This is a genomic window from Catenuloplanes japonicus, assembly GCF_000717135.1.
GTDB lineage: Bacteria > Actinomycetota > Actinomycetes > Mycobacteriales > Micromonosporaceae > Catenuloplanes > Catenuloplanes japonicus.
Map to the genome: position 1 here is coordinate 220479 of NZ_JNXY01000002.1, position 20267 is coordinate 240745.

Genomic DNA, 20267 nt, shown 5'->3' on the forward strand with positions numbered 1-20267 from the left:
ATGAGCGAGATCTCCCTGACCGTCGCCGGCGTGGTGCTGTGCGACCCGCACGACCGTGTCCTGTTGCAGCTACGGGACGGCAACACGCCGGTCGCGCCGCACCGCTGGTGCCTTCCCGGCGGTGCGGTCGAGCCCGGCGAGACGCTGATCGAGGCGGCCGCGCGCGAGCTGGAGGAGGAGACCGGCCTGCGCGCGGACGGCGACCTGCAGCTGGTCTGGAACGGCACGGCCCCGTCCGTGCGCGACCCCGGCACGCTCACCGAGTACGCGATCTACCTCGGTCACACCACCGTCGCCCAGGACCAGGTGCAGTGCAACGAGGGCGCGGCCATGGAGTTCACCCCGATCGCGGACCTGCCCGGCGTGCGCTGGGCGGACCACTACGACGCGGTGCTCTCCCGGGTCTTCCCGCGGCTGGGGCTGCCGTGGGACCGCTGAGCAGGGTTCTTGCCGTTCTGGCCGTGCTCCTCGTCGCCGGGTGTGGCGGCCCGGCGGCGACGAGCACCACGACGGAACACACGATCGGTGACCGTACGTACCGGCTGTACCGGCCGGCCTCGCTGCCGGACGGGCCGGCTCCGCTCGTCGTCATGCTGCACGGCGGCGCGGGGTCCGGGCGGCAGGCGCAGGAGACGTACGGGTGGGACTCGCTCGCCGACCGGGAAGGCGTGATCGTCGCCTACCCGGACGGCCTCAACCGGGCCTGGCACGTCAGCGACCACTGCTGCGGCCCGCCCGCCCGGGACGGCGTCGACGACGTCGCGTTCATCACCGCGCTGGTCGCGGACGTGCCGGGCGTGGACTCGTCCCGTGTTTTCGCGACCGGAATCTCCAACGGCGGCATGCTCGCCTACCGGCTGGCCTGCGACACCCACGGCGTGTTCGCGGCGATCGGGCCGGTCGCGGGCACCCAGGTCGGCGATTGCCCCGCGCCGGACCCGATCTCCGTGCTGCACATCCACGGCGACGCGGACCGCAGCGTGCCGTACGACGGCGGCCGGAGCAAACGTGACAGCGAGTGGGTACGCATCGAGGGCCCGCCGATCCCGGCGCTGCACGCGCGGTGGCAGGCCGTCGACGCCTGCGCGGCGCCGTCCGTCGCGGTCACCGGTGTGGTGACCCGGTCCCGGGCCGCGTGCGCGTCCGGCCGCCGCGTCGAGATGATCACCGTGGCCGGCGCCGGGCACCAGTGGCCCGGCTCCGCCGCCAAGCCCGCCGCGGAACGTCTGCTCGACCTGGACCCGCCGTCGGACGCGCTGGACGCCACCGCGGAGCTGTGGGCGTTCTTCTCCTCCACCTGATCTGCACACGTCGTGCACCACACCCGCCCACCGGATGCGGCACTATGAAGATCATGGGGGTACGCCTGCACGAGCGCACCACCGCGCTGATCACGGTCGCGGTGGTCGTCACGCTGATCGTCGCGATCCTGATCGCGGTGTCCCGGGCGTCCGGTCCGGGCCGCGACGCGCGCGCCTACCCCGCGGACCGCGGCACGATCTCGCTGACCGGCGCGCTCGCCCGCTCGCACCTGGTCGTCCCGGACTGCCTCACGCACGACCTCGGCTACGCGGTCCCGGGGCCGTCCCACGACCTGTACCTGCAGGTAAACGGCAACGAATCGTGCATGGACCGGTTCCTCGGCCTGAACAGGCTGGCCGAGCAGGACGCGCCCCTCGTGCTCCCGGACTGGGCCGTCGACGGGCGGGCCGCCGCGCTCGGCTGGACCATCGATGCCCAGGGCGGTCTCGTGCTGTATACCGCCGCCCCCGCGCCCGACCACCACATCGACGCGCTCGTCCATGCGCTCAGCGACGGGTCGGCCGTGACCGCGTACGTACGGGCCACGTAGGACTCAGTTTTCTCTCAGCGGGTCGCGTTACGGTCCGGGAGGTGGACGAACACAGAGCACGATGGGCGGTCGACCAGCTCCGGGCCCTCGGTGTGCCGGCGCACCTGCAGCTCGCCCGCGCCGGCCAGACGCAGTACGGCATCCGCATCAACCTGCCCGACGGCCGCGAGGCGGTCTGGGACACGGACGGCACCGCCGGCCTCGAGGCGCAGGTGCTGCGCAACGGCATGCTGGTCGGGTTCGTGCCGGTCATCGACGGCTCCGAGCACTTCACGCCGGAGCAGGCCGTCGACGCGATCGCGCACACGGACTACGACCGGCCGATCGCGCGGCGGGTGTCGTCGCCGCCGCTGCGCGGGCCGGCACTACCGCCGGAGGGCGGGTTCTTCCGCAGGCTGATGGGCGGGTTCCGCTGATCGGCGGAACCGGGCGAAGAAGTCCCAGAGGATCCGGGAGGCGTCGATCTCGGTGCCGGGCTCGGTCACGCCGGGCCAGACGTGCGCGCCGTTGCTGATCCGGTAGAGCACGACGTCGGCGCCCTGCCGGCAGCCGGTGTACGTCAGCCGGGTCACGTGCGCGGTGACCGTGGTGGCCTCCGGGCCGCTGCGGCAGCCGTTGAGCCGCGCCCAGGACTGTGCCGCGACCGGCACGGCGTAACCCCAGCGCAGGTCCCCGTTGCCCGGGTACGGATTGACCGTGTCCTGCTGCCCGTGCCAGGCGAGGACCGGCACGGGCCGCTCCGGCAGGCAGTCCTGCAGCTCCGGCACGCTCACGTCGTCCGGGTCCGGGCGGCCGGCACGCAGCCCGGCGCCGGCCGCGATCGCCGCGATCCGGCCGGAGAGACGGCAGGCGAGCGCCGACGACATCCGCGCGCCGCCGGAGTGCCCGGTGGCGTAGGTGCGCCGCGTGTCGGTGCACAGGCGCGCGGCGAGCTCGTCGATCACGTGACCGAGGTAGGCGACGTCGTCCCGCGCGTCCGGCGGCGGCAGCTGGCCGGCGGTCGTGGGCACGCCCGGCACGTTCCACGCCCAGCTGCCGGCGGGCGGCATCGGGTTCTGCGGCAACTCGATCGCGCCGCTGGGCGCCGCCACGATGAAGCCACCCTCACCGGCCACGACCCGCAGGCCGCTGTAGTCCATCTGGCCGGGTCCGTTGCCGCTGCTGCCGTGCAGATTCAGGACCAGGGGCACCCGGCCGGTACGGGGGAGAGCCGGCGGGACGTGCACCAGCACCGGATATGTCCGTCCCTCGAACGCGACGTCGACGGTGAGGTCACCGGTCGGCTCCGGCCTGGTGCAGGCCGCCTCTCGCCCGGCCGCGGACGCCGGCGATGCCATGGCGGCGACGCACGTGGCGGCGGCGAGGAGGGCGAGCGCTGCCTTGCGAGCGGGGCGTTCCGGCACCATCGGCTCCTCATGGGCGTCTTGACAGTGATCGGGGTGGATATTACCGATGTCCGGGCATGAGATCAACAAGCGTGAATCCCTGATCGGGGTGCCGGTCCCGTTCGCCGGATCGCCCGGTGGCCGGGGCCCTATGGCGCCGGGACCGCGTCCGGGGCCTGGAAGGTGCGGCGGTAGTGCTGGGGCGTGATGCCCATGATCGCGTGCATGTGCTGGCGGAGCAGCGTGGCGCTGCCGAAGCCGGCCTCGGTCGCGATGCGTTCCACCGGCAGGTCGCTGCTCTCCAGCAGTGTGCGGGCCCGGTCGACGCGCTGCGCGATCAGCCACTGCAGCGGCGTCACCCCGACCTCCGCCACGAACCGGCGGCTGAACGTGCGCTTGCCCATCGCCGCGTGCGAGGCCAGTTCCGCCAGCGTCAGCGGCAGATGCAGCCGCCCGAGCGCCCAGGCCCGCGTCGGCCCGGTCCCCAGCGACGACTCCGGCGGCGTCGGGTGCGCGATGAACTGCGCCTGCCCGCCGTCCCGCCACGGTGCCACCACGCAGCGCCGGGCCGCGTCGTTGGCGACGGCCGCGCCGTGGTCGGACCGGACGATGTGCACGAACAGGTCGATGCCCGCGGCCGCGCCCGCCGAGGTCAGCACGCGGCCCGCGTCGACGAAGAGCACGTCCGGCCGGACCTCGACGGACGGGAACAGCGCGGCGAACCGGTCGGTCAGTGTCCAGTGCGTGGTCGCGGCGCGCCCGTCCAGCAGCCCGGCCGCGGCCAGCACGAACGCGGACGTGCAGGTGCTCACCACGCGCGTCGACGGGGGCAGCGACCGCAGCACCTCGACCACCAGCGGGTCGGCCGAGCCGTTGGCCAGCATCGCGGCGGACGGCTCCTGGGTGGCGATGACGACCGTGTCCGCCCCGGCCAGCGCGCTCCGGTCGTGATCGACGGAGATCGAGAAGCCCGCGTTGGTACGCACCGGCGCCCCGTCCAGCGAGCAGATGACGATCTCGTAGTGCGGCGCGCCGTCCGCGTCCCACGCCTCGCTCAGCACGCGGGTGGGGATGCCGAGATCGAAGGGCATGACGCCGTCGAGGGCGAGTACGGCAACACGATGAGGCATGGCACGAATATTACGCTCATTGTCATTCGTGCCGCTGTTGACGGCCGATCATGAAATCCAGACTTGTCCCATGAGCGAGAACAACCTGATGAACGCGGTCCGCCAGCACTCCTTCGGCGGCCCGGAGGTCCTGACCGTGGAGCGCGTCGCACGCCCGGCCCCGTTGCCCACCGAGGTGCTCGTCCGGGTGTACGCGGCCGGCACCAACCCGGCCGACTGGAAGACCCGCGAGGGCATCGGCATGGCACACGTGTTCGGCGCGCCGCCCTTCATCCTCGGCTGGGACGTGGCCGGCGTGGTGGAGGAGGTCGGCTTCGGCGTGACCACGCTGGTACCGGGCGACGAGGTCTACGGCATGCCGTGGTTCCCGCGCCAGGCCGGGGCGTACGCCGAGTACGTCACCGCCCCGGCCCGGCAGTTCACCCGCAAGCCGGCCACGGCCACGTTCGCGCAGGCCGCCGCCGTGCCGCTGGCCGCGCTGACCGCGTGGCAGACGCTGGTCGACACCGCGGCCGTGCGCGGCGGACAGCGCGTGCTGATCACGGCGGCCGCCGGCGGTGTGGGGCACTTCGCGGTGCAGTTCGCCAAGCACCTGGGCGCCCACGTGATCGCGGTCGCCGGCCCGCGCAACCAGCAGTGGCTGCGCGACCTGGGCGCGGACGAGGTCGTCGACTACACCGCCGGCCGGTTCGAGAAGGAGGTCAGCGACGTCGACGTGGTCCTTGAGCTGGTCGGCGACGCGTACGACAGCACCGGCACCCGGGCGATCGAGACGCTCCGGCCCGGCGGGCTGCTGATCGCGGTGCCGTCCGGTGTCTCGCCGGAGCTGGCCGCGGCCGCCGACGCCGCGGGCGTGCGCACCAGCGCGTTCCTGGTCGAGCCGGACGGCTCGGCGCTGGCCCGGATCGCCACGCTGATCGACGAGGGCGCGGTGAAGGTCGAGGTCGCGGCCGAGTTCGCGCTGGCCGAGGCCGGCGAGGCACAGCGCGTGGCCGCGGAGGGCCACACCCGCGGCAAGGTCGTGCTGCGCGTCGCCGAGGACCGGGCGTGACGCACGTGCTGGTCACGGCCGCGCTCGGCACGACCGGCAGCCGGGTGGCCGCGCTGCTGCGCGACCGGGGCCACGCGGTGACCGCGGTGTCCCGGCGTGCGACCGGCTTCGACTGGACCCGCCCGGAGACGTTCCCGGCCACGCTCAACGGCAGGGCCGAGAGCACCGGAATCAGCGGGAGCGGCGGGAGCACCGCGGCCTACCTGGTGCCGCCGCCCGGCGGCGCGGACCTGGCGCCGTTCCTGGACGCGGCGTCGCGCGCGGGCGTACAGCGGGCGGTGTTGCTCAGCTCGTCACCCGCGGACCCGGCCCCGGTGCGTGAGCTGCTCGGGAACCGCTTCGCGGAGTGGGCCGTGCTGCGGCCCACCTGGTTCATGCAGAACGTGGTCACCCCCGCGCACTCGCACGCGCTGAGTGTCCGGGAGGGCGGCACGCTGCTCACCTCGACGGACGGCGCCCGCGTCGCGCTGATCGACGCGGGCGACATCGCGGACGTGGCGGCGGCCCTGCTCACGTCCGCGACCGCGCCGAACGCAGACCTGGTGCTGACCGGCCCGGAGGCGCTGACCTACGCCGAGGTCGCCGCGATCATGGGCGTGCCGGCGAAGGACGTCACGGCGGAGGAGCTGGTGGCGTACCTGTCCGAGTTCTCGCCGAGCGCGGACCGGATGGCCGCGCTGGACCGGATCATCGCCACCGGCAGCCAGGCCCGGATCACGGACACGGTACGGACCGTCACCGGTCGCCCGGCCCGCACGTTCCGGGACTGGTGGGAGAGCCACTAGTCACGCGAAGACCGGGCCGCCCTTGCCGCGCTTCGCCTCGTACATGGCGCCGTCCGCGAGTTTCAGCACCTCGTCGGCCTCGAACTCCTGGCCCTCCGGCGGCGCGGACTCGTCGTCGACCATGGCGATGCCGATGCTGGGCACCACGCGGGCGTCCTCGTCGCCGCCGACCGCGATCGGCACGCCGCAGCTCTCGATCAGGCGGTCGGCCACGGCGCGGGCGGACGCGCGGTCGCCGACCGCGTGGCAGACGACCACGAACTCGTCGCCGCCGAGCCGGGCCACGACGTCGCCGCCGCGCAGCACCTCGGTCAGCCGGGCCGCGGTGACGCGCAGCACCTCGTCCCCGGCGTCGTGGCCCATGGTGTCGTTGACCTTCTTGAACCCGTCCAGGTCCAGGAAGTAGACGCCCATGGGCGCGGTGCCGGGACGCCAGCGCTTCAGCGTCTGGGCCAGGTGGTGGGTGAGGAAGCGGCGGTTCGGCAGCCCGGTGAGCGCGTCGTTGAGCGCGAGCCGTTCCTTGCGCCGCTGCTCGGTCACGTCGTGGTTGACCATGATCGCCGCGAACGAGTTGCCGGCCTGCTCCGGGAGGCCGGTCAGCGAGCAGAGGATCTCCACCTCCTCGCCGTCCGCGCGGCGCTGGCGCAGCTCGCCGTTCCAGACGCCGGCGTCGCGGATCAGCGGGATGACGTCCTCGAACGTCAGCGGCTCGCCGTCCTCGCTGATGAAGCGCGTGTCCAGCAGCGCGTGCGCGTCGCAGCCGACCGCGTCCGCGAGGCTGTAGTAGTAGACGCCCTCGGCCGCGGTGTTCCAGGTGACGATGCGGCCGTCGGCGTCCCAGGAGACGATCACGTCGGAGACCTGGTTGACGATCTCGGCCTGCGCGCGCATCTCCTCGAACGCGACCGCGGAGCCGTTGAGCAGGTCGACCGTGGACAGACTGTTCGCCGCCATGTCCGCGACGGCCTGCAGGAACGCGAGATCGGACTCGGAGAACGCGTCGCCGCCCTCGTCGCGGGTGACGACCAGGATCCCGGTCGGGTGGCCTTCCGCGCGCAGCGGCTGGATCGAGACCGCGCTGATCCCGAGGATGGACAGACCGGCGACCAGCGCCGGATCAAGAGCATCCAGGTGGGTACGGATCTCCGCCGGATCGAGCACGGCCGCCACGCCGCTGTCCGTGACCGCGGTGACGAAGCCGTCGTAGTCACCGATCGTGATGCTGCCCGGCATCTCGCGCAGCGCCGCGTCCGCGTCCGGGTCCCGGTGGGTGGCGCCGACCCGGTTGAGCGTGCGGTGCGTGCTGGACTGGGTCCAGACCGACGCGCTGTCCGCGACGATGGTGGCGGCCTGGACGACGACGGCGGCCAGCCGTGCGGGGTCGGCGAGCGCGCTGTTCGCCGCCCGCGCGATCCCGACCAGCGCCCTCAGGCGCGCCGTGTCGCTCATGGTTGCAGCCACCACGACCCATCCTCCTCCCCGCTCCCGAGTTCCGGGTCGCTCTCCGTAACTTCACGGTGCGATTCGCGTGGCTGCCCCTTCGGCGTTCTCTCCGCTCGCCTGAGAAAACGGGAGGTGTCCTCGGTCTCAGGTGCGCGGACCGAGGAGTCAGCGGGCGGGGACGGTCACCCCGGAGGACGATCGGCGCAGGACGGCCCAGGTGAAGAGCCCGGCCGGGATGATCAGCCAGCAGGACAGGAGGCGGTAGCCGAGCACGGCAGCCGCGGCCGGCCCCTGCGCCGCGCCGGCCGAGACCAGCGCGGCCAGCAGGCTCGCCTCGATCACGCCGATGCCGCCGGGCGTGACCGGGATCTGCCGGACCAGCTGCACCACCACGTAGACGGCGCCGAGCTGCACGAACGTGAGCGGCAGGTGGAACGCGTACGCGACCGCGGCCAGGCAGCACAGGTCGGTGAACCAGTTGATCACCGCGAACAGCAGCGCGATCCGCCGGTACCGCCCGTGCATCCCCAGCGCGACCGGCCCGACCGCACGCAGCGTGGCGAGCAGTGCGGCGATCCGCCCGGCCGGGGGATCACCGAGCGCGGCCGGGGCGGCCACCGGGCCGGCTCGCCGACGGTCACGCAACACGCTCGCGGTGATCATCGCGGCCAGCGTCAGCACGCCCGCGGCCGCGGCCACCGTGGCCACCGGGTGCGCGGACCAGGCCGCACCCGGGTCCTCCAGCACGATCAGCGCGTACCCGAGCACGTAGAGCACGACCAGCCCGAGCACGGAGAACGCGCCGGACAGCACCATCACGGTGGTCGCCGCCTCCCGGCTCGCGCCCCAGCGCCGGAACGTCTGGTAGGCGAACCCGGCCGACATCGCGGACCCGGCCGGCATGGTGATCGCGATCGCGGAGCGGCTGTACGTCATGGCCAGCGCCGGGCCGATCCCGACCGCCACGCCCAGCCCGCGCAGCAGCCACATCTGCTGCCGGGCGAACATCGCCAGCGACACCCATTCGGCGGCCACCCCGAGCAGCAGCCACCACGGGCTCGCGGTGGTGATCGCGGTCCAGACCTCATCGGGGTCGGGCAGCCGGTCGCGGAGCAGGAACACCGCGGCCGCGCCCAGCGCCACCAGGAGCGCGGGGCGCCAGCGCCGCCATCGGCCGTGTGTCGCGCGGTCCGTCTCGTACCCCCTGGAAGCTCTTGGTTTCTCCATGATCCCCGCGGCTGAGGCTTTCCCGGCCCGGTACAACCGGATCGCAACTTTCGGCAACCGGCGGCGCACCCCACGCACCGGAAAGTTCTCCCTGGCCAGCGACGTGCTGACTTTCCAACGGGGGGAAACCGCAGATGAGCACCACGACCACGACCGCGAGCGCACCGGCGTCGATGAACGACCGCGAGCGCGAGGAGCTCATCCGCGCCAACATGCCGCTCGTCGGCCACCTGGTGCGTGACATGCTCGGCCGGGTCCCGGCGCACGTCAACCGCGACGACCTCACCTCGGCAGGCCTGGCCGCGCTGGTGACCGCGGCGCGCGGCTTCGACCCGGAGCGCGGCATCCCGTTCCACCGGTTCGCGGCGACCAGGATCCGCGGCGCGCTGCTGGACGAGCTGCGCGGCCTGGACTGGGCGTCCCGCTCGGTGCGGTCCCGCGCGCGTCAGGCGGACACCGCGCGCCAGCACCTGACCGCCACGCTCGGCCGTACGCCCACGCCGCAGGAGCTGGCCGAGTACCTCGGCGTCCCGGTGTCGGAGATCAACTCGACCGCGGACGACGTGCAGCGCGCCGTGGTGCTGTCGCTGCAGGGCTTCACGACCGGCAGCGCGGACGACATGGTCACCGAGTCGACCATGGGCCCGGAGGAGATGCTGCTGCACCGCGAGCGCATCGGCTACCTGCACAACGCGATCGAGGCGCTGCCGGAGCGGCTGCGCATCGTGATCACCCGGTACTTCCTCAAGGAGGAGCCGATGTCCGTGATCGCGGCCGAGCTGGGCGTGACCGAGTCGCGCATCTCGCAGCTGCGCGCGGAGGCGCTGACGCTGCTCAAGGACGGTCTGAACACGCACCTCGACCCGGAGCAGGTCCAGGCGGCCGGGCGCCCGGACGGCTGCGTGAACCGTCGCCGTGCCACCTACTTCGCGCAGATCGCCAGCAAGGGAAACCTGAACAGCCGCCTCGCCCACACCAACCACCACGGCCTGCCCACGAACCTGGCCGCGTGATCTTCTGACAGGACAAGGCCCGCCACCCTCCCGTTGGGTGGCGGGCCTTGCGTCGTGCGGGGGCTCTGCAGCGCTACAGCGAGAAGGTGATCGAGCCGAACGGCAGCACCGACGGGAAGTTGCCGACCGTCGTGGCGAAGCCGGAGAGCAGATCCACGGTGTAGAGCGTGCTGCGGTTCGTGGTCGGGTTGATGATCGCGGCGAACGCGGTGTTCGTCACGGCCCGGCCGTTGCTGAGCGTGCTGTAGACGTCCAGGCTCGCGTTCAGTGCCGGGTCGACGCCGAGCAGGCCCTGCGGGAAGAGCGTGCCGGCCGCCGGCGGGTTCTGCAGCGAGATCTGGTTCGCGATGGTGTCGACGTCGAACAGCAGCGTGTTGGTGGCCGCGTTGTTGTCGTTGTTCGTGTACGCGGCCGCGGTCACCCCGCTCGCGGCCTTGCCGGTGGCGGCGTCGGTCAGCGCGGTCTGTGCCGTGGTGACGTTGCCGTCGACGTCGTGGGCGAGGTTCTGCCCGGTGTTGCTGATGATCCGCAGCCGGTCGGCGACCGGGTTGAAGTCCACGCCGAACGACTGGCCGCTGAGCGTCACGCCCAGCTGCCCGACCTTCGTCAGGCGCCACTGGTCGGCCGTGTAGATGCCGCCCGCGTTGGCGACCACGTAGATCAGGCCGTTGGCCGGACGGGTGTCGAGGCCCACCGCGTAGGTGTCGTGGCCGGTGAACCCGACGATGTCCATGACCCAGTTGCTGGTGCCCGGCGTCTGCGCCCAGAACGCCCCCATGGTCAGGCCGTCCGCGGTGATGCCGAAGCCCTGGATGTTCGGCACCGCCGCCTGGCTCGCGGACGGCCCGCTCGCCACGACCGTGACGGTGGCGGCCGCGGTCAGCGCCGCCGCCGCGATGATCTTCTTGATACGCCCGTTCATGGTTTTCCCCCTCGGTGGTGAGTGACGAGCAAAAAGCTATGAGGGGGTACGGGATGCGCGCTGGACGCCGACTGGACGCCACCCGAGGGCGGCGTCCAGTCGAGTGGCGTGCGGTGCTCAGTCGGACTGGATCTCCCGTGTCACCTTCGAGCTCCACGGGCAGAAGTGGCCGCCGGGCAGGAACGCGCCGCCGGCTTCGTCCAGATGATCCTCGGTGTACTCGACGCTCGCATCGCAGACCTCGATCGCCATGTCGAAGAAGTTGATCGTGTCAGGGTCGAGGTGGTAGCTGAAGCGGGGGTTGTAGATCGTCGTCCGCTTCAGGATCCGGCCGTGGACGTGGACGCGTTGCGACTCCTTCCCGCTGATGATGTCCCGGGCCTGCGCGATCCGCTCCTTGTCGGTGAGCTTGAAGACGAACTCGGGTGACCTACCGTTCTGGCTGCCGACCGTGGTGAACGCGAAGTATGCCGTGCCGTCGTCCGCCTGGGCTGCCGCGGGCGCCGCGAGGGTGCCGCCGGTGGCCGCCATGACGGCGGCCGTCATGAGGCCGCCGATCCGTGCCTTGCGCATGTCTTTCCCCCATGTCGCAGGTGTCTCCCGCCGTGATCTTGGCGGGTCACCTCCGAACCTAGCCACGGTCCGGAGCGGGCGTGGTGAAGATCAAGAACATTCGGGGGTACGGCATGAAGCCGTACCCCCGGGGAATGTCCGGTCCTCAGAAGCGGTCGAACTTGGCCTCGATCTCCGGGGCGAAGGCGTCCTGGTCGCGGCGCGAGTAGGACGTGCCGGAGGCGGCGGACGCGCCGGCGGCGGAGTAGTAGCCGGTGCCGTTCGGGCTCATCCGGCCCCCGTGCTCGCGGCCGGAGTAGTCCGCGGTGGCGTAGTCGGGGCGGGCCGGGCGACGGCCGCCGGGCGCGCCGACCACGAAGAAGTCCATCATCTGCTGCAGCTGCGTGGTCTGCGCGGACATCTCCTCCGCGGTCGCGGCCAGCTCCTCGCTGGACGACGCGGTCTGCTCGGTGACCTTGCCGATCTGGTTCATCGCGATGTTGATCTGCCGGACGCCGGTGGACTGCTCGCCGCTGGCGGCCGCGATCTCCTGCACGAGGTCGGAGGTGCGGATGATGCTCGGGATGATCGTGTTGAGCAGGTTGCCGGCGCGTTCCGCGGTCTCCACGCTGCCGGAGGCCAGTTCGCTGATCTCCTGGGCCGCGATCTGGCTGCGTTCGGCGAGCTTGCCGACCTCGGTGGCGACGACCGCGAAGCCCTTGCCGTGCTCGCCGGCGCGGGCGGCCTCGATGGTGGCGTTGAGCGCGAGCATGTTGGTCTGGAACGCGATGTCGTCGATGATCCCGATCTTGCTGGTGATCTCCTTCATCGCGTTCACGGTCTTCTGCACCGCCTCGCCGCCTTCGAGCGCCTCCGCGCGGGCCTGGGCGGCCATCTCCTCGGTCGCGGTGGCGTTCTCGCTGTTCTGGGCGATGCCGGCGGTCATCTCCTCGAGGCTGGACGTGGTCTCCTCGATGCTGGAGGCCTGTTCGGTGGCGGCCTGGGAGAGGCTCTGCGACGCGCCGCTGATCTGGCCGGCCGCGTTGTTGATCTGCGCGGAGGAGTCGATCACGGTGCTGACGGTCTCGGAGAGGCGGTCCAGCGCGCTGTTGAGCGCCACGCCCATCCGGCCGACCTCGTCGCGGCTGGAGACCTCGAGGCGCTGGTCCAGACGGCCGGCGGCGAGGCCGGAGAGCACCGCGACCGTGCGCTCCAGCGGCTGGGAGATGGCCCTGCTGATCAGCTGCACCATGATGAACGTGAACACCAGCGCGAACGCGATCAGCCCGATCATGGTGTACCTGGCCGTGTCGTAGGCGCTGGCGGACTCGTCGATGGAGCCCTTCGCGGCCGAGTCCTCGTCGTTGAGCAGCCGGCCCAGCGAGTCGTCGATCGCATCCGAGACCGGCGTGACCTCGGTGGCGGTGACCTGGTTGAACAGCGCGTAGTCGCTCACGTCCGCGGCCGGGATGAGCTTGTCGGTGAGGATCTTCTCGTAGGCGGCGAAACCGTTACCGACCGCGTTGCGATCCTCGTCGGTGCCCGCGATGTCCAGCTCCGTCACCTTCGCCCAGGAGGCGTTCAGCGCGGTCTGCGCGTTCTGCACCTTGGTGGTGGCGGCGTCGTTCTCGGCCGGTGTCTGGGCCAGGGCCAGGCCGCGGGAGCCGAGTCGCAGGTCGCGGTAGGCGATCGCCACGCTGTCCAGCGACTTCGTGTTGTGCAGGTGCGTGTTGTACATGTCCTCCAGGCGCTGCTGGGCGCTGCCGAGCTGGACCACGCCGACCACGCCGAGCACGGCCAGCATGGCGCAGGTGATCACGGCCAGCCATCGCAGTTTCCAGGCGACCGAGAGGTTCTTGAACGAGAACCCCGTCGACGGGGGCCGGGCGTGCGTCTTGTCCGCCATGGTTGCGAGACCTCTCGATCGATCATCTGGCTCACCGGCCAGCCTAGGACTCGCATCCGGGGCGCAAGCGACAAAAACTCATATCTCGTCTTTTGTCGCTTCTAATCATGATCGGATGGGGGCGACGGCAGTAACGCGAGGGGAGTGGTCGGCAGTGAGTGACGTGATGACCTCCACGGCCCGCACCGGCTCCGGCCGGTACCTGACGTTCACGCTGAACGACGAGGCGTACGCGCTGGACATCTTCCACGTGCTGGAGATCCTGGAGTACCGGAACCTGACCGTGGTACCGATGATGCCGCCGTTCATCCGCGGGGTGATCAACCTGCGTGGCCGGGCCGTGCCGGTGATCGACCTGGCCATCCGGTTCGACCGCGGCGCGACCACGGTGCGGCGTCGGACCAGCATCATCATCGTGCACATCGCGGAGTCCGGCCTCGAGCCCGGCCCCGGCGGCACGGACGGCGACGGCGGGCAGGACATCGGGATCCTGGTCGACTCCGTGAACAAGGTGGTGGCGCTGGGTGCGCAGGACATCGAGCCGGCGCCGAGCTTCGGGTCCGGGATCCGGGCCGACTACATCAGCGGGATGGCCCGCCGCGACGGAGACTTCCTGATTCTGCTGGATGTCGGCAACGTGCTGTCGATCAGTGACATGGTCAGCCTGGGCGAGGCCGCCCAGGCGCGTGGCCGTGCCGAAGACGACGTTGACCCCGACGCCGAAGGATCCTGATGCAGCAGTCCCTCACCAGCCGGCCCCTCGGTCCCGGCGAGTTCGCCTACCTCACCGGCGTGCTCTACCGGGAGACCGGCATCAGGATGGTGCCGGGCAAGGAGGCGCTGGTCTCCGGCCGCCTGGACAAGCGGCTGCGCGCGCTGGGCATGTCCGGATATCCCGAGTACGTGCGGTTCCTGAAGGGCCAGCCCGAGGGTGCGCCGGAGTGGCGGCAGCTGATCAACCTGCTGACCACGAACGAGACGTTCTTCTTCCGGGAGCAGCAGCACTTCGACTTCCTGCGGGACACGGTGGTGCCGGCGCGGGAGCGCGGCCGGCCGTTGCGGCTGTGGAGCGCGGCGTCGTCGACCGGCGAGGAGGCGTACACGGCGGCGATGGTGCTGTCCGAGGCGCTGCCGGACAACCGGTGGGAGATCGTCGGCACGGACATCTCCACCCGGGTGGTCGAGGGCGCGCAGCTGGGCATCTACCCGCTGACCGCGGCCGAGAAGATCCCGCGCCAGCTGCTGCGGAAGTACTGCCTGCGCGGCCGGGACGAGTTCGACGGCAGCATGGCGGTGGGCCGTCCGCTGCGGCAGCGGGTGAACTTCCTGCGGCACAACCTGATGGAGAACCTGGGTCACCTCGGGAAGTTCGACGTGATCATGCTGCGCAACGTCATGATCTATTTCGATCCGGAGACGAAGCGGCAGCTGGTCGGGCGGTTGCAGGAGATGCTGCACCCGGGTGGCTACCTGATCGTCGGCCGGTCCGAGTCGCTGAACTCGATCCCGTCGAAGCTGGCCATGGTCGAACCGTCGATTTACCGGATCCCGGGCCAGCAGCGTGGCTAGCCTCGTGGAGGTGGTGCTGAATCCGGGCGAGTTCTGCTTCGGCGGCGCCGACACCCGCATTCACACGCTGCTGGGGTCGTGCGTGTCGATCACGCTCTGGCACCCGCGCCGGCAGGTCGGCGGTATGTGCCACTACATGCTCCCGGCCCGCCGCCTGCCCGGCCCGATGCACGGGCTCGACGGGCGCTACGCCGACCACGCGATCCGGATGTTCCTGCACCACATCGGGCGGCAGGGCACGCGGCCCTCGGAGTACGTGGCCCGGATGTTCGGCGGCGGCAACCAGTTCCCGCCCGCGCAGCGCCGCGGCCGCGCGCCGGACATCGCGCGCGACAACATCGCGGCCGGGCTGGCGCTGCTCGACCGGCACGGCTTCCACCTCACCGAGACGGACCTGGGCGGGCGCGGCGCGCGGCGGCTCACGTTCGACATCGCCACCGGCGAGGTGGCGCTGACCAGCGCGGCCCGGCAGGCGTCATGACCGGCCGGGCGATCGGGGTGCTCATCGTGGACGACTCCGCGGTGGTGCGGCAGGTGCTGACCGCGCGGCTCGGACAGAGCGCGGGGATCGAGGTGATCGGCGCGGTCGCCGACCCGATCTTCGCGATGCAGCACATGAACAAGGTCTGGCCGGACGTGGTGGTGCTGGACCTGGAGATGCCCCGGATGGACGGGCTGACGTTCCTCAAGAAGATCATGGCGGTACGGCCGACGCCCGTTGTCGTGTGCTCGGCGCTGTCCGCGCGCGGGGCGGAGACGGGCCTGGAGGCGCTCGCGGCCGGCGCGGTGACGGTGATTCCGAGGCCGTTGACCGGGCTGAAGGAGTTCGTCGATTCCCGGTCGTCGGACATCGTGGCAGCCGTCCGGGCCGCTGCCTCGGCGAGCAGGGTGGCACGGGTGCCCGTACCCTCGCGTGCCCTTGATTTTGATCTTGCTTCTGCGCCCATGGTGCTGGCTGCTTCCGGACCGGCTGCTCCCTCCCCGCTGTCCGATATTTCACCTCATAAGCCGAATCGTGCCGTGGTGAGTGCGGAGCGCGTCGTCGCGATCGGGACGTCGACCGGCGGGACGCGCGCGCTGGAGGTGGTGCTGCCGGCGCTGCCGCGGTCCACGCCCGGCGTGGTGATCGTGCAGCACATGCCGGAGCGGTTCACGGCCGCGTTCGCGCAGCGGCTGGACACCATGTGCCGGGTCAGGGTGCGCGAGGCCGCGGACGGCGACGAGGTGCTGCCCGGGAACGTGCTGGTCGCGCCGGGTGGACGGCACATGGAGTTGATCAGGATGGGTAACGGTTACCGGGTGCGCGTCTTCGACGCACCGCCGGTCAACCGGCACCGGCCCTCGGTCGACGTGCTGTTCCGGTCCGTCGCGAAGGCGGCCGGCGCGGCCGCGCTCGGCGTGATCATGACGGGCATGGGCGACGACGGCGCGCGCGGCCTGCTGGAGATGCGGACGGCCGGCGCGTTCACGGTCGCCCAGGACGAGGCGACCTGCGTCGTGCACGGCATGCCGCACGAGGCCGTCCAGCTCGGCGCCGTCGACCGGGAGGCGCCGCTGGGATCCATCGCGGAGGTGATCCACCGGTATGGCTGAGCTGCTCTGGATTCTGCTCGGGCTGGCCGTGGGCGGCGGCGCCGGGTTCAGCCTGGGCCGACGACGGACCGCCGGTGGCCCCGCGCCCGGACCGGCCGCCGGTGACCCGCACCTGCACAGCGTCAGCCGGCTCACCGGCTCGCTGGCGCCGGTCTGGTCCGCGCAGATCGTCTCGTCGCGGACCCAGATGGAGACCGCGGTCGGCACGCTCACCGAACGGTTCGGCGAGATCGTCGAGAACCTGGACACCGTGCTCGCCTCGTCCGCCGGCGCGCTCGACGAGGGCGGCGCCGGCACGTTCGACCGCAGCCGCGAACGGCTCGGCGGCGTGGTCGGCACGCTCGACGACGCGCTCGCCACCAAACGCCAGACCGTCGCGGAGCTGCGCACGCTGCTCGCGTTCAACGACGAGCTGGCCCACATGTCCGGCGAGGTCACCGCGATCGCGGCCCAGACGAACCTGCTCGCGCTCAACGCGTCCATCGAGGCGGCCAGGATCGGCCGGGCCGGCGCCGCGTTCGGCGTGGTCGCGGACGAGGTACGCCAGCTCGCGGACCGCGCGCTCGGCACCAGCGAGCGGATGGCGGAGAAGGTCGGCCGCGTCGAGTCCACGATCAGCGCGCTGCTCAGCCACGCGGAACAGACCGCCGAGCACGAGAACGAGGCGGTCGCCGGCGCGAACGCGGAGGTCCAGGCCGTGCTCGACGACCTGCAGACCGTGGTCAGCGGCTTCCGGAACTCGTCCGCGGACCTGGAACGCGCGGCCGTCGGCATCCGCGGCGACATCAGCGACTCCCTGGTCAACCTGCAGTTCCAGGACCGGGTCTGCCAGGTGCTCGAACACCTGCAGGCCAGCATCGACCGGCTGCCGGTCGTGGTGTCCGACGCGGCCGAACGCGCACGCACGGACGCGCCGCCGATCGACCCGGACGCGGTGCTCGGCGAGATGGAGGCCAGCTACACGATGGCCGAGGAGGTCGACTCGCACCGATCGAAGTCGGGCGCCACCGTCCGCGAATCGGAGATCACGTTCTTTTAGGGGGTTCTCATGGGGAAGACGATTCTCGTCGTCGACGACTCCGCGTCCGTGCGGCAGGTGGTCAGCATCGCGCTCAAGGGCGCCGGATACGACGTGCTGGTCGGCACGGACGGCAAGGACGCGCTCGCGAAGCTGGACGGCCGCCGCGTCCACCTGATCATCTCGGACGTGAACATGCCCAACATGGACGGCATCCAGTTCGTGACCGAGGCGAAGAAGCTGGCCGCGTACAAGTTCACGCCGATCATCATGCTCACCACGGAGTCCCAGGAGGACAAGAAACGCCAGGCCCAGGCCGCCGGCGCGAAGGCGTGGGTGACCAAACCGTTCCAGCCCGAGCAGATGCTCGCGGCCGTCTCGAAGTTGATCGCGCCATGAGCACCGTCGAGCTCGAGGGGGAGCTGACCATCCACACCGCCGCGACGCAGGGCCCGCACCTGCTCGGCGCGCTGGAAGAGAAGAGCACGCTGCGGGTACGACTCGCGGGCGTCACCGAACTGGACACCGCCGGACTCCAGCTGCTGCTCCTGGCCCGGCGCGAGGGGCAGCGCCTCGGGTCCACGGTCGAGTTCCGGGACGCGAGCGCGGAGGTCCGGGCCGCGCTCGCGGTCGTCCACCTGGACGGTGCGCTGGAGGCGCTGTCGTGAGCTTCTCCGACGACGCCGCGGAGGCGCTCGACATCTTCATCACCGAGGCCCGCGAGCTGCTCGAAGCGCTGGAGGAGGGCCTGCTCTCGCTGGAGTCCGACCCGTCCGACACGGAGACGGTCAACGCGGTGTTCCGGTCCGCGCACACGCTCAAGGGCTCGGCCGGCCTGTTCGGCCTCAACCACCTGGTCAGCTTCACGCACGTGGTGGAGACGCTGCTCGGGCACGTACGCGAGGGCGAGGTGCGGGCCACACCGGAGCTGATCTCCGCGCTGCTGCCGTGCGCGGACCACATCGCGCAGGTGGTGGCCGGGGTGGCCGACGGGCGTCTCTCGGCCTCGGCTGCGGAGGAGGCCGCGGGCGCCGCGCTGCTCGACCGGCTGGCGCCGTTCCTGCCCGGCGCTTTCCACGCGGCCGCGGCCCCCGTTCTTCCCGAGGCCGTGGTCGATGCCCGGGGCTGGCGGCTGCAGCTGCGGTTCGGGCCGGACTGCCTGCGCAACGGCATGGACCCGATGTCGTTCCTGCGCTACCTGGGCACGCTCGGCACGGTGGACCGGGTGCACGTCGACGACTCCGCGCTGCCCGAGGGCGCGGACATGGACCCGGAGACCAGCTACCTCGCGTTCGAGGTGGACCTGCTCACGGACGCGCCCAAGCCCGAGGTCGAGTCCGTCTTCGAGTTCGTCCGCGACGAGAGCGACATCCGGATCACGCCGCTGGCCGCCTCGTCCTACGTGGACTACATCGAGGCGATGCCGCAGCGGGACCGGATCGGCGACGTGTTGCTCGAAAGCGGCGCGGTCACCCCGTCGGAGATCGACCAGGCGCTGCGCATCCAGCGGGAACGGTCGCTCACCGTACCCATCGGCCAGGTCCTGATCGAGGAGGGCCTGGCGGACCCGGCCGTGGTCGAGGCCGCGCTCACCCGCCAGCGCAAGGTCGCGGACAGCCGCTCCGCCGACACGCAGACCATCCGCATCGACGCGTCCCGCCTCGACCGCCTCATCGACCTGGTCGGCGAGCTGGTCATCGCGCAGGCCAGCACGACGATGGCCGGGGACGGCCTCGAGGCGCAGAGCGAGGTGACCCGGCTGATCGACGAGGTACGGCACAGCGCGCTCTCGCTGCGCATGGTCCCGATCGGCATGACGCTGCGCCGCTTCGAGCGCGTGGTCCGGGACGTATGCGTGGACCTCGGCAAGGAGGTCCAGCTGACCATTACCGGCGGCGACGCGGAGATGGACAAGGCGCTGGTCGAGCGGATCAGCGACCCGCTGCTCCACCTGGTCAGGAACTCGCTGGACCACGGCATCGAGCCGCCTGCGGAGCGGGTGCGGTGCGGAAAACCGGCGCAGGGCTCACTGCGCCTGAACGCCTACCACGATGCCGGAAATATCGTGATTGAGGTGGCGGACGACGGCCGCGGCCTGGATCGCGACAAGATCCTCGCGAAGGCGGTGGACCGTGGCCTGATCTCGGGCAGCGCCTCCCTGTCGGACGCGGAGATCTACGACCTGATCTTCGAGCCCGGCTTCTCGACCGCGGACGCGGTGTCGAACCTGTCCGGTCGCGGCGTGGGCATGGACGTGGTGCGGCGCAATGTGGCGGCGCTGCGGGGGAGTATCGAGGTCGAGTCCGTGCGCGGACACGGGGCCGTGATCCGCATCCGGTTGCCGCTGACACTGGCCATCATCGACGGTTTCCTGGTGGGCGTGGGCCCGTCCTCGTTCATCGTGCCGCTGGACCGGGTGACCGAGTGCGTGGAACTGCCGCCGGGCCCGCGCGGCCGCGACTGCATGAACCTGCGGGGCGAGGTGCTGCCGTTCATCCGGTTGCGCCAGCTCTTCGGCATCCCGGGCGAGTCGGCGCGGCGGCAGAACGTGGTGGTCGTGGAACAGTCGGGGCAGCGGACGGGCCTGGTGGTCGATGCCCTGCTGGGCGAGTTCCAGACCGTCATCAAGCCGCTGGGCCCACTCTTCTCCAACCTGAAGTGCGTCAGCGGCTCCACCATCCTGGGCAACGGCGATGTTGCGCTGATCCTGGATGTGGGCCCGCTGGTCAGCGAGCACACGGACCACGAACGTGCCCGCCAGGCCCCGATCCCGGTTGGCTAGATTGTCCGCTTGCGGGAGGCGACACGCTCAGGAGCAAAT

22 protein-coding genes are annotated in these 20267 nt (G+C 71.5%); 15 read left to right on the plus strand and 7 right to left on the minus strand.

Annotated features, from left to right (window positions below; genetic code table 11):
- From OP04_RS04975 to OP04_RS04990, 4 genes are read left to right on the plus strand one after another with little or no spacing between them, the layout of a single operon-like run.
- Complete coding sequence (locus OP04_RS04975) at window positions 1-438, plus strand: NUDIX domain-containing protein (RefSeq protein WP_051797104.1); 438 nt, start codon at window positions 1-3, stop codon at window positions 436-438.
- A gap of 23 nt (window positions 439-461) precedes the next feature.
- Entirely contained in the window at window positions 462-1301 is an 840-nt protein-coding gene (locus OP04_RS04980) for an extracellular catalytic domain type 1 short-chain-length polyhydroxyalkanoate depolymerase (RefSeq protein ID WP_198153721.1), read from the plus strand.
- A gap of 53 nt (window positions 1302-1354) precedes the next feature.
- The gene (locus OP04_RS04985; protein WP_157239298.1) at window positions 1355-1852 is read left to right on the plus strand and encodes a hypothetical protein; all 498 of its coding nucleotides are present in this window, start codon (window positions 1355-1357) and stop codon (window positions 1850-1852) included.
- A 41-nt stretch (window positions 1853-1893) separates the two neighbouring features.
- On the plus strand, window positions 1894-2268 hold the full coding sequence (locus OP04_RS04990) for a hypothetical protein (protein ID WP_033338278.1): 375 nt from the start codon (window positions 1894-1896) through the stop codon (window positions 2266-2268).
- On the opposite strand, the gene OP04_RS04995 is transcribed toward OP04_RS04990, so the two are convergent.
- Complete coding sequence (locus OP04_RS04995; RefSeq protein ID WP_051797105.1) at window positions 2218-3258, minus strand: alpha/beta hydrolase family esterase; 1041 nt, start codon at window positions 3256-3258, stop codon at window positions 2218-2220. The two genes, OP04_RS04990 and OP04_RS04995, sit on opposite strands and share 51 nt — an antisense overlap.
- 128 nt (window positions 3259-3386) lie before the next feature.
- Entirely contained in the window at window positions 3387-4367 is a 981-nt protein-coding gene (locus OP04_RS05000; protein ID WP_033338279.1) for a GlxA family transcriptional regulator, read from the minus strand.
- Between the two features lie 70 nt (window positions 4368-4437).
- Between OP04_RS05000 and OP04_RS05005 the strand changes: the two genes are divergently transcribed.
- Window positions 4438-5418, plus strand: a complete 981-nt coding sequence (locus tag OP04_RS05005; protein ID WP_033338280.1) for an NADP-dependent oxidoreductase — start codon at window positions 4438-4440, stop codon at window positions 5416-5418.
- Window positions 5415-6203 carry a Rossmann-fold NAD(P)-binding domain-containing protein gene (locus OP04_RS05010; RefSeq protein ID WP_033338281.1) on the plus strand — a complete coding sequence of 263 codons (789 nt, stop codon included), beginning with the start codon at window positions 5415-5417 and terminating at the stop codon, window positions 6201-6203. The genes OP04_RS05005 and OP04_RS05010 overlap by 4 nt, the downstream gene beginning before the upstream one ends.
- Here the strand turns inward: OP04_RS05010 and OP04_RS49165 are convergent, their stop codons facing one another.
- Entirely contained in the window at window positions 6204-7652 is a 1449-nt protein-coding gene (locus OP04_RS49165; RefSeq protein ID WP_051797106.1) for a diguanylate cyclase domain-containing protein, read from the minus strand.
- A gap of 159 nt (window positions 7653-7811) precedes the next feature.
- Window positions 7812-8873, minus strand: a complete 1062-nt coding sequence (locus OP04_RS05020) for a lysylphosphatidylglycerol synthase transmembrane domain-containing protein (RefSeq protein ID WP_063746542.1) — start codon at window positions 8871-8873, stop codon at window positions 7812-7814.
- Window positions 8874-9007: 134 nt separating this feature from the next.
- Here OP04_RS05020 and OP04_RS05025 point away from each other — a divergent pair, with 134 nt between their 5' ends.
- Window positions 9008-9886: a sigma-70 family RNA polymerase sigma factor gene (locus OP04_RS05025; protein WP_033338282.1), complete on the plus strand. Its 879-nt coding sequence runs from the start codon at window positions 9008-9010 to the stop codon at window positions 9884-9886.
- A 73-nt stretch (window positions 9887-9959) separates the two neighbouring features.
- Here OP04_RS05025 and OP04_RS05030 read toward each other — a convergent pair whose 3' ends face one another.
- The 3 genes from OP04_RS05030 to OP04_RS05040 all read right to left on the minus strand — a co-directional run bounded on the left by OP04_RS05030 (window position 9960) and on the right by OP04_RS05040 (window position 13266).
- Window positions 9960-10808 carry a DUF4394 domain-containing protein gene (locus OP04_RS05030; RefSeq protein WP_033338283.1) on the minus strand — a complete coding sequence of 283 codons (849 nt, stop codon included), beginning with the start codon at window positions 10806-10808 and terminating at the stop codon, window positions 9960-9962.
- A 117-nt stretch (window positions 10809-10925) separates the two neighbouring features.
- Window positions 10926-11381, minus strand: a complete 456-nt coding sequence (locus tag OP04_RS05035; protein ID WP_033338284.1) for a BP74-related protein — start codon at window positions 11379-11381, stop codon at window positions 10926-10928.
- Between the two features lie 145 nt (window positions 11382-11526).
- The gene (locus tag OP04_RS05040) at window positions 11527-13266 is read right to left on the minus strand and encodes a methyl-accepting chemotaxis protein (protein WP_051797107.1); all 1740 of its coding nucleotides are present in this window, start codon (window positions 13264-13266) and stop codon (window positions 11527-11529) included.
- A gap of 154 nt (window positions 13267-13420) precedes the next feature.
- Here OP04_RS05040 and OP04_RS05045 point away from each other — a divergent pair, with 154 nt between their 5' ends.
- From OP04_RS05045 to OP04_RS05080, 8 genes are read left to right on the plus strand one after another with little or no spacing between them, the layout of a single operon-like run.
- A complete protein-coding gene (locus tag OP04_RS05045) occupies window positions 13421-13999 on the plus strand; it encodes a chemotaxis protein CheW (protein ID WP_232323481.1) in 579 nt (192 codons plus the stop codon).
- Window positions 13999-14835: a CheR family methyltransferase gene (locus OP04_RS05050; protein WP_033338286.1), complete on the plus strand. Its 837-nt coding sequence runs from the start codon at window positions 13999-14001 to the stop codon at window positions 14833-14835. The genes OP04_RS05045 and OP04_RS05050 overlap by 1 nt, the downstream gene beginning before the upstream one ends.
- Before the next feature lie 10 nt (window positions 14836-14845).
- Window positions 14846-15316 carry a chemotaxis protein CheD gene (locus OP04_RS05055; RefSeq protein WP_198153722.1) on the plus strand — a complete coding sequence of 157 codons (471 nt, stop codon included), beginning with the start codon at window positions 14846-14848 and terminating at the stop codon, window positions 15314-15316.
- On the plus strand, window positions 15313-16428 hold the full coding sequence (locus OP04_RS05060) for a protein-glutamate methylesterase/protein-glutamine glutaminase (protein ID WP_033338288.1): 1116 nt from the start codon (window positions 15313-15315) through the stop codon (window positions 16426-16428). The genes OP04_RS05055 and OP04_RS05060 overlap by 4 nt, the downstream gene beginning before the upstream one ends.
- Window positions 16421-17467 (plus strand): methyl-accepting chemotaxis protein, encoded by a 1047-nt coding sequence (locus OP04_RS54510; RefSeq protein ID WP_051797108.1) that lies wholly within the window; start codon window positions 16421-16423, stop codon window positions 17465-17467. The genes OP04_RS05060 and OP04_RS54510 overlap by 8 nt, the downstream gene beginning before the upstream one ends.
- Before the next feature lie 9 nt (window positions 17468-17476).
- Window positions 17477-17845: a response regulator gene (locus OP04_RS05070; protein ID WP_033338289.1), complete on the plus strand. Its 369-nt coding sequence runs from the start codon at window positions 17477-17479 to the stop codon at window positions 17843-17845.
- Window positions 17842-18114 carry an STAS domain-containing protein gene (locus OP04_RS05075; RefSeq protein ID WP_033338290.1) on the plus strand — a complete coding sequence of 91 codons (273 nt, stop codon included), beginning with the start codon at window positions 17842-17844 and terminating at the stop codon, window positions 18112-18114. The genes OP04_RS05070 and OP04_RS05075 overlap by 4 nt, the downstream gene beginning before the upstream one ends.
- A complete protein-coding gene (locus OP04_RS05080; RefSeq protein WP_051797109.1) occupies window positions 18111-20228 on the plus strand; it encodes a chemotaxis protein CheA in 2118 nt (705 codons plus the stop codon). Before OP04_RS05075 ends, OP04_RS05080 begins: the two co-directional genes overlap by 4 nt.
- Window positions 20229-20267: the final 39 nt, after the last annotated feature.